The organism is Marinimicrobium sp. UBA4209, assembly GCF_002381585.1.
Classification (GTDB): domain Bacteria; phylum Pseudomonadota; class Gammaproteobacteria; order Pseudomonadales; family Cellvibrionaceae; genus Marinimicrobium; species Marinimicrobium koreense.
Genome location: NZ_DFTP01000032.1, coordinates 4,425 through 12,044, shown reverse-complemented (window position 1 = coordinate 12,044; position 7,620 = coordinate 4,425). Strand labels below are relative to the sequence as shown.

The window sequence follows — 7,620 nt, the reverse complement described above, 5'->3', positions numbered from 1 at the left end:
ACCGCCGCGCACAAGACGCTGCCGATCCCGAGTTATGTGCGGGTCACCAACCTGGCCAACAATCGTCAGGTGGTGGTGCGGGTCAATGATCGCGGTCCCTTTCACGGCAACCGCATCATCGATCTGAGCTACGCCGCCGCTCAACGACTGGGGTTTGCCGGCCAGGGAACCGCGCAGGTGGAAGTGGAAATCATCGTACCCGGTAATCAGCCTCCCGCGCCTCTGCGGGCCGAAGCGGACACGTCTTCCGAGCACGATACCTCGGACCAAAAAACGTTCTTACAGGTGGGCGCTTTTGGCTCACTGGATGCGGCCAAATCCCAGCAGACGCGGGTCAGTGCCCTGACGGACTTCCCGGTCGAGGTGCACAGTGCCGATGAACAACCGGTGTTGCACCGGGTACGAATCGGGCCTCTGAGCAGTAACGAAGAAGTTGTGCAGGTGCGTGAGCAGCTGCGCAGAAATGCGATTGAGCAAACCCATATCGTGCGGGAATAGTGCTAGAATTCCAGCGCAAAGTGAGTCTGTGCGATAAGGATCTTTTCTTTTTAAAAAACGGTTTTACATGATGATGCGAAAACTTTTCTCCGCCACCGTCTTGATGTTGTTGACTCTGGCCGTGCAGGCACAGCAGGTCATTATTCCCGCTCCCCCGAGCCTCGCGGCCAGCGCCTATCTGCTGATGGATGCCGATACCGGTACGATCCTGGTGGAGCACGAGGCGGATATGGTGCTGCCGCCGGCGAGCCTGACCAAGATGATGACCAGCTACATCGTCTCGGAGGAGATCGAGCAGGGTCGTATCAGTGAAGACGATATGGTCAACATCAGCGTCAAGGCCTGGCGCAAAGGCGGCTCGAAAATGTTTGTTCGCGAGGGTACCCAGGTGCGCCTGGAGGACCTCAAGCGCGGCGTCATCATCCAGTCCGGTAACGACGCCAGCATTGCTCTGGCGGAGCATGTGGCAGGCAGCGAAGAAGGGTTTGTGGACATCATGAACCAGACCGCCGCCAAACTGGGCATGACCAACACCCATTTCGAAAACTCCACCGGCTGGCCCGCCGAGGGGCACCTGACCACCGCCCGTGATATGGCCATTCTGGCCCGGGCGGTGATCAAGGATCACCCCGATCACTACGCCATGTACAGCGAGAAGTACTTTTCCTACAACGGCATCAATCAGGCCAACCGCAACCGCCTGCTGTTCCGAGATGAGACGGTAGACGGCCTGAAAACCGGCCACACCGAAGAGGCGGGCTACTGCCTGGTGGCCTCGGCGGTGCGGCGGGATATGCGCCTGATTTCCGTGGTGATGGGCACTCGCAGTGAAGATGCCCGGGCCGCTGAAACCGAAAAGCTCCTGGCCTATGGCTTCCGCTACTATCAGACCCAGTCTATCTACGATGCGGGCGATGAACTGCAGCGTAACCGCGTCTGGTACGGTAAGCAGGAGGAAGTGGTGCTGGGCGTGGCCGAGGACATCCGCCTGACCATCCCCCGCGGTGCAGAGGATGCCCTGGAAGCCCAGATGCATATCGATGAAACCATCAAGGCCCCCATTGCCGCAGGCGACGAGCTGGGTAATCTGACCATTGATCTCAACGGTGAGCGCCTGGTGGATGTGCCCCTGGTGGCGCTGGAGCCGGTGGAGGAAGCGGGCTTCTTCCAGCGCCTGATCGACGCAATCAAGCTGTTTTTCCTCAAAATCTTCGGGTAATACCCCGCCTTGTCCGGGCCCTGCCTCCTTTGGGGGAGGCCCGGACATAGCCCCCTCACTCCTGTTATAATGCCGGCGTTTTAAGCTATTCGAGAGGCACGCTGGCCCCATGTCCGCTTCCAACCCTGACGCCCCCAAAATCGAGTTCCCCTGCGAGGATTACCCCATCAAGGTACTCGGTGATGCGGGTAGCGAGCTGCACGAACTGGTCATTGAGGTGATGGAGCGCCACGCCCCGGGTTTTGACCAGACGCGCATCAAGATCAAGGACAGCCGCAATGGTACCTACCAGTCTCTGACGGTCTGGATTACCGCCACCGGTGAACAGCAGTTGAAGACCATTCACCAGGAGCTGGTGGCCAGCTCCGTGACCAAAATGGTGCTTTGAGCCGGTGAAGCCCGCTGTCGCGCCGCATTCCCTGACGCTGCAGGTCAGCGACCTCGGTCGTCGGCCCTACGACGCCGTCTGGCAGGCCATGCGCGCTTTCACCGACGAGCGCGATGCGGAAACCCAGGATCAGCTCTGGCTGGTGGAACACCCCCCGGTATTCACCCAGGGACAGGCGGGCAAGCCCGAGCACCTGCTGCTGCCGGGGGATATTCCCGTGGTACAGACCGACCGGGGCGGGCAGGTGACCTACCACGGCCCCGGCCAGCTGGTGGCCTACCCGCTGCTGGACTTGCGCCGCCTGGGCATGGGGGTGCGGGACCTGGTCACCGCGCTGGAAGAGACCCTGGTGGGCCTGCTGGCCAGTTACGGCGTTGAAGCCTACCCCCGGCCGGATGCGCCGGGGGTGTATATCGCCGGTGACAAAGTCGCGTCTCTGGGGTTGCGGGTGCGCCGGGGCTGCAGTTTTCACGGTCTGGCCCTGAACGTGGCCATGGACCTGGAGCCGTTTCGACGTATCAATCCCTGCGGCTATCAGGGGCTGCAGATGACCCAATTGGCGGATCAATTGACCACGGCGCCGGATATGGCGGAGGTCAAGGATCGCCTGGTCGGGCACTTTGTACAGAAAATAGGCTATTCGTGTACAATGCCCGGCCCACCGCGCTGATCGCGGAGGCCCACAAGGCCGTACGTACAGCATTCAGGCACTAGCCGCTCGGCTCTACCCGGAGCCGAGAGATAGAGAGACGAGAGAGTTTCATGACCGATACCCCCGAAATACAGCCCGTCAAACGCACCCGTCGCCTGCGTCAGGGTGAAAAGCTGCGCGATGCGGACAAGGTCGAGCGCATTCCGGTGAAAGTGATTGCCTCCGATGAGGTGCAGCGCAAGCCGGACTGGATTCGGGTGCGGGTACCCGCCTCGCCGGAAGTGGATCGGATCAAGCAGATCCTGCGCAAGAACAACCTCTCCTCGGTGTGTGAAGAGGCCAACTGCCCCAACTTGGGCGAGTGTTTCAGTGGCGGCACCGCCACTTTCATGATCATGGGCGAGATCTGCACCCGCCGCTGCCCCTTCTGCGATGTGGGCCACGGCAAGCCCAACCCGCTGGATGAAGAGGAGCCCGCGCACCTGGCCAAGGCCATTGCCGAGATGCGCCTGAAGTACGTGGTGATCACCTCGGTGGACCGGGACGATCTGCGCGATGGCGGTGCCCAGCATTTTGCTGACTGCATCCGCGAGTCCCGCGTGCACAGCCCGAATCTGCAGGTGGAAATTCTCACCCCGGATTTCCGGGGCCGGATGGACATTGCCCTGGATATTCTCGAACAGGAAGCGCCGGATGTGTTCAACCACAACCTGGAAACCGTGCCCCGTCTGTATCGTCAGGCGCGCCCCGGCGCCAATTACAAGTGGTCCCTGAAGCTGCTCAAAGAGTACAAGAAGCGCCGTCCGGACGTGCTCACCAAGTCCGGCCTGATGGTCGGCCTGGGGGAGACCAAAGAAGAGATCATCGAGGTACTCAAGGATATGCGTGAGCACGATATCGATATGCTCACCATCGGCCAGTATCTGCAGCCGTCCCGGGACCATCTGCCGGTGGATCGGTTTGTCCACCCGGATGAGTTTGCCGAGTACACCCGCATCGCCCACGAGCTGGGCTTCAAGCACGCGGCCTGCGGCCCGCTGGTGCGCTCCAGCTACCACGCCGACAAACAGGCCCACGGGGAAGCCGTGGGTGTGGTTGACGAGCTGCTGGCGTCAGGACAATAAGCGCCGAGATGGCCGAAACGGCCAGCCCCCAACCGACCGCTTTCCCGCCACAGGCCACTGTGGCGGCAGGCACCTCTCTGGTGATTGAACCGCTGATGCCCTCCACAGCGGGGCTCAGCGGTTTTATCGACACCATCGCCCACTGGCACCACGAACATTGTCTGGCTCGCGGCCTGAAATCATCGCTGGATCGCCGCGCGGAGCAGTTGCACCGCCACCTCACCCGCGAGGCCATCCCGGTGACGCTGATTGCCCGTAAAGGAGCGGAAGTTCTGGGCAGTGTCAGTCTGGTCCGCTATCAGGCGAGTGCGGGCGGGGCGCAGCGGTTATGGCTCAGTAATCTGTATGTGCCGGAGGCGCTCAGAGGGCAAGGGTTGGGCAGTGTGTTGGTGGATAAAGCCTGCCGCTACGCCCATGAGCAGGGCGAAACGGAGCTGTGGCTGTTTACCGACAACCAGCAGGGCTTTTACCAGAAACGCGGCTGGCAGCCAGGCGGAGAGGCCAGAGTCAGCCAGTCCGACGTGGATATTTTCGTAAGACGGTTGTAGCGGGCATTAAGTATTGGATTTGTGGTCACGTCCGGTAACGGCGGATGCGGCCTTTGGCCTTATCCGCCCTACGCATACCACCGCAGTTCGCGTAGGGCGGATAAGCGAAGCGCATCCGCCATAACCTAACCCCGAAGCGCGCATCCGCCGTAACCCAACCCCAAACTTACACCACCGACTCCGGCTCCACCGCCCCACCAAACGCCTCAACCAACGCCTTAACCAAGGCGGTCAATTCAATACTCATCACCGCAAAATCCGCATCAAACGCTTCCGCAGCGGTTTCCGGGTTGCGGTCGCTGGCCTGCTCGAGCAGCTTATCCTCAAACTTCAACCGCTTGACCGCGAACTGGTCGTCCAACACAAAATGGATTGCCTCTTTCCAGGTCAGCGCCAACTTGCTGGCGAACATCCCGGCCTCCAGATGGCTGGCCACCTCCGGCGCGCTCAGGTCCACGTTCTTGCAACGCACCACCCGGCTGTCTTTGCCCGCCTGGAATTCGCACTCTTCACCCAACACAAAGTCGGCGGGCAGGTCTTCGCCACGCAGCCAGTGGGTCATCAACTGGGCTGGTGCCTGCTGCGGGGTCAGGGGAATGGCTTTGAGGCTACCCAGGGCTTCACGCAACTGGCTGAGCAGCTCTTCGGCGCGGTTGCTGGAGGAGCAGTTGACCAGGATCAGACGCTCCTGGGGGGCGATGAAGGCGTAGTCCCGGGCGGACTTGCTGAACGCCTTGGGGAGCAGGTCGAAGATGATTTCGTCTTTCAGGGTCTGGCGCTCTTTGCGGCCCACCGGGCGGCCTTCCTCGGCGCGGATGTCCGCAAGCTTTTCTTCCAGATGCTCGTTGATCACCGCTGCAGGCAGGATTTTTTCCTGCCGCTTCAGGCATACCATCAGGTAGCCGTTGCTGGCGTGCACGTAGTCCTGGGCGTCTGGGCCGGCGGGCGGTACCCAGCCGAAACGGCTCATATCCTGGCTTCCGCAAGGCTTGAAAGGCGCTTGGCTGAGCTTGTCCGAGAGCGCTTCGGCGCTGTCATTCAGGGGTTCGGTCAGTTGAAACTGGCGTAGATTTTTAAACCACATAATCGATCCGGTCTGGCAGGCGTGAAGGGCGCACCTTTCGAGGCGTGCGCCCGGTCAGAAAGCGGGGGAGTGTACCACAGCGAGTCGGCTTAGCTCTGGTGCTCGAGCGAGTCCCGGTCGGCGCCGGTCAGGGTGTTCTCGGAGTTGAATTCGCGCACGAAAATACCCCAGAAGGCCACAAACAGGGCCGCTACCAGGGGCCCCATGACGAAACCGTTGATCCCGAACAGGGCGATACCCCCGAGGGTGGAGAGCAGCACGACGTAGTCGGGCAGCTTGGTGTCCCGGCCAACCAGAATGGGGCGCAGAATATTGTCCACCAGGCCGATCACCCCCGCACCGAAGGCCACCAGGATAATGCCCTGGGTGTAGTCGCCGGTGGCGAGCAGGTAGATGGCGACCGGCGCCCAGATGATGGCGGCACCGACGGCGGGAATCAGGGAGGCAAAGGCCATGACCACGCCCCAGAGCATGGGGGCGGGAATGTCCAACAGCCAGAAGATGATGCCCCCGAGGCCCCCCTGAACCGCTGCCACCACGATATTGCCTTTCACCGTGGCCCGGGTCACTTCCGCGAACTTGCGAAACAGCAGCCGTTCGCGTTCATCGCCAATCGGCAGCGCCTTGATCAGCAGCTCGAGCAGCCGCGAGCCGTCGCGCAGCATGAAGAAGGTGAGATACACCATCAGGCAGATATTGAGCACGAAGCGGAAGGCATTCTGTCCGATATCGAGGGTGTGTTGCGCGAGGAACTTGCCCGTGGCCATGGCCGCGTCGGTCGCGTGGCTCTGCAGTTCATCAATACTGATGTTGAAGCGGTCGAGCACGGACTGGATGACCGGGAAGCTTTCCTGGACCCGGTCGATGTATTGTTCGAGATCGATGTCACCTTTATCCAGCTTCTGGTAGATGCCGACGCCCTCGGCGACCACGGAGGTGATGATGAAGATCACCGGCAGGATGACGATGACCAGGCAGAGCAGCAGGGTGGTGAGGGCGGCGATGTTTTCGCGTTGGTTGAATTTGTTCAGCAGCCGCTGTTGTACGGGATAGAAGATGATGGCGACGGCACAGGCCCAGAAGATGGGGCCAAAGAAGGGCTTGAGCACCCACAGAAAACCCACCGAGACCAGCAGCAATAGCCAGATAAACGCTCGTGTTTCCATTTTGCTGTTCATTTGTCCATTCCTTCCAATCAGTTTTTTCGCTGCATGACGTCCGGGCCGCTTCGGGGTGTACTGTTTCCAGACACGCCGTGAACCCATCCCTGGGGGCTCGCATCGCGGGTCCCCCGCTCCACGGTCTGGAAACAGTACACCCCAAATCGGCCCTCAGAGGCTCTTCTCGCGCCCGGGTGGAATGATACATCACGAAATGGTTTTTTGCTGAGAGGTGGTCGGTGAAGTACGGAAGTAGGAGGATGGCACGGAGCCCGAGGGGTGGGTGTCTTATTCCGAAACCCTCTCTTCATGGAGGAAGCGGTCCGGCGTTCCGGGAGGGAGCTACAGGGATGTATTCATCGCGTTTTCGGAATAAGACACCCACTCCTTGGGCGGTCTTTCCAAGTAATCACAAACCAAATTTATTCGTCCAGGAAACTGCGCAGGTGGTCCGAGCGGGACGGGTGGCGGAGCTTGCGCAGGGCCTTGGCTTCGATCTGACGGATCCGCTCGCGGGTCACGTCAAACTGCTTGCCTACCTCTTCCAGCGTATGGTCGGTGTTCATATCGATACCGAAACGCATCCGCAACACCTTCGCTTCCCGGGCGGTCAGACCGGCCAACACCTCGCGGGTCGCCTCGGTCAGGCCTTCCGTGGTGGCGGAATCCACCGGCGAGACAATGGTGTTGTCCTCGATAAAGTCACCCAGGTGCGAGTCTTCATCATCACCGATGGGCGTCTCCATGGAGATCGGCTCCTTGGCGATCTTGAGCACCTTGCGGACCTTGTCTTCCGGCATCTCCATGCGCTCACCCAGCTCTTCCGGGGTGGGTTCGCGGCCCATTTCCTGCAGCATCTGGCGGGACACACGGTTGAGCTTGTTGATGGTCTCAATCATGTGCACCGGAATACGGATGGTGCGCGCCTGGTCGGCGATCGAGCGGGT

General features: G+C 60.8%; 9 protein-coding genes. 6 read left to right on the top strand and 3 right to left on the bottom strand.

What is annotated here, in order from left to right; genetic code table 11:
* From B3187_RS04900 to B3187_RS04875, 6 genes are all read left to right on the top strand, one after another.
* On the top strand, nt 1-498 hold a 498-nt coding region (locus B3187_RS04900; RefSeq protein ID WP_286804866.1), incomplete at its 5' end, for a septal ring lytic transglycosylase RlpA family protein.
* A gap of 70 nt (nt 499-568) precedes the next feature.
* Nucleotides 569-1,717, top strand: coding sequence for a D-alanyl-D-alanine carboxypeptidase family protein (locus B3187_RS04895; RefSeq protein ID WP_123638895.1), 1,149 nt, complete (start codon nt 569-571; stop codon nt 1,715-1,717).
* A gap of 109 nt (nt 1,718-1,826) precedes the next feature.
* Nucleotides 1,827-2,105 (top strand): YbeD family protein, encoded by a 279-nt coding sequence (locus B3187_RS04890; RefSeq protein ID WP_024461006.1) that lies wholly within the window; start codon nt 1,827-1,829, stop codon nt 2,103-2,105.
* Nucleotides 2,106-2,109: 4 nt separating this feature from the next.
* A complete protein-coding gene (gene lipB / locus B3187_RS04885) occupies nt 2,110-2,775 on the top strand; it encodes a lipoyl(octanoyl) transferase LipB (RefSeq protein WP_024461005.1) in 666 nt (221 codons plus the stop codon).
* Between the two features lie 92 nt (nt 2,776-2,867).
* Nucleotides 2,868-3,881, top strand: coding sequence for a lipoyl synthase (gene lipA, locus B3187_RS04880; RefSeq protein WP_024461004.1), 1,014 nt, complete (start codon nt 2,868-2,870; stop codon nt 3,879-3,881).
* Between the two features lie 8 nt (nt 3,882-3,889).
* On the top strand, nt 3,890-4,429 hold the full coding sequence (locus B3187_RS04875) for a GNAT family N-acetyltransferase (RefSeq protein ID WP_123638074.1): 540 nt from the start codon (nt 3,890-3,892) through the stop codon (nt 4,427-4,429).
* A gap of 166 nt (nt 4,430-4,595) precedes the next feature.
* On the opposite strand, the gene rdgC is transcribed toward B3187_RS04875, so the two are convergent.
* From rdgC to B3187_RS04860, 3 genes are all read right to left on the bottom strand, one after another.
* Nucleotides 4,596-5,513, bottom strand: a complete 918-nt coding sequence (gene rdgC, locus B3187_RS04870; RefSeq protein WP_286804865.1) for a recombination-associated protein RdgC — start codon at nt 5,511-5,513, stop codon at nt 4,596-4,598.
* Between the two features lie 89 nt (nt 5,514-5,602).
* On the bottom strand, nt 5,603-6,691 hold the full coding sequence (locus B3187_RS04865) for an AI-2E family transporter (RefSeq protein ID WP_286804864.1): 1,089 nt from the start codon (nt 6,689-6,691) through the stop codon (nt 5,603-5,605).
* Nucleotides 6,692-7,095: 404 nt separating this feature from the next.
* The coding region (locus B3187_RS04860; RefSeq protein WP_286804863.1) for a sigma-70 family RNA polymerase sigma factor at nt 7,096-7,620 on the bottom strand (525 nt) is incomplete at its 5' end.

Bases quoted from the DNA above. Each gene is read 5' to 3' on its own strand.
- B3187_RS04895 (WP_123638895.1), top strand. From the start codon at position 569: ATGATGCGAAAACTTTTCTCCGCCACCGTCTTGATGTTGTTGACTCTG.
- B3187_RS04890 (WP_024461006.1), top strand. From the start codon at position 1,827: ATGTCCGCTTCCAACCCTGACGCCCCCAAAATCGAGTTCCCCTGCGAG.
- lipA (WP_024461004.1), top strand. From the start codon at position 2,868: ATGACCGATACCCCCGAAATACAGCCCGTCAAACGCACCCGTCGCCTG.
- B3187_RS04875 (WP_123638074.1), top strand. From the start codon at position 3,890: ATGGCCGAAACGGCCAGCCCCCAACCGACCGCTTTCCCGCCACAGGCC.
- rdgC (WP_286804865.1), bottom strand. From the start codon at position 5,513: ATGTGGTTTAAAAATCTACGCCAGTTTCAACTGACCGAACCCCTGAAT.
- B3187_RS04865 (WP_286804864.1), bottom strand. From the start codon at position 6,691: ATGAACAGCAAAATGGAAACACGAGCGTTTATCTGGCTATTGCTGCTG.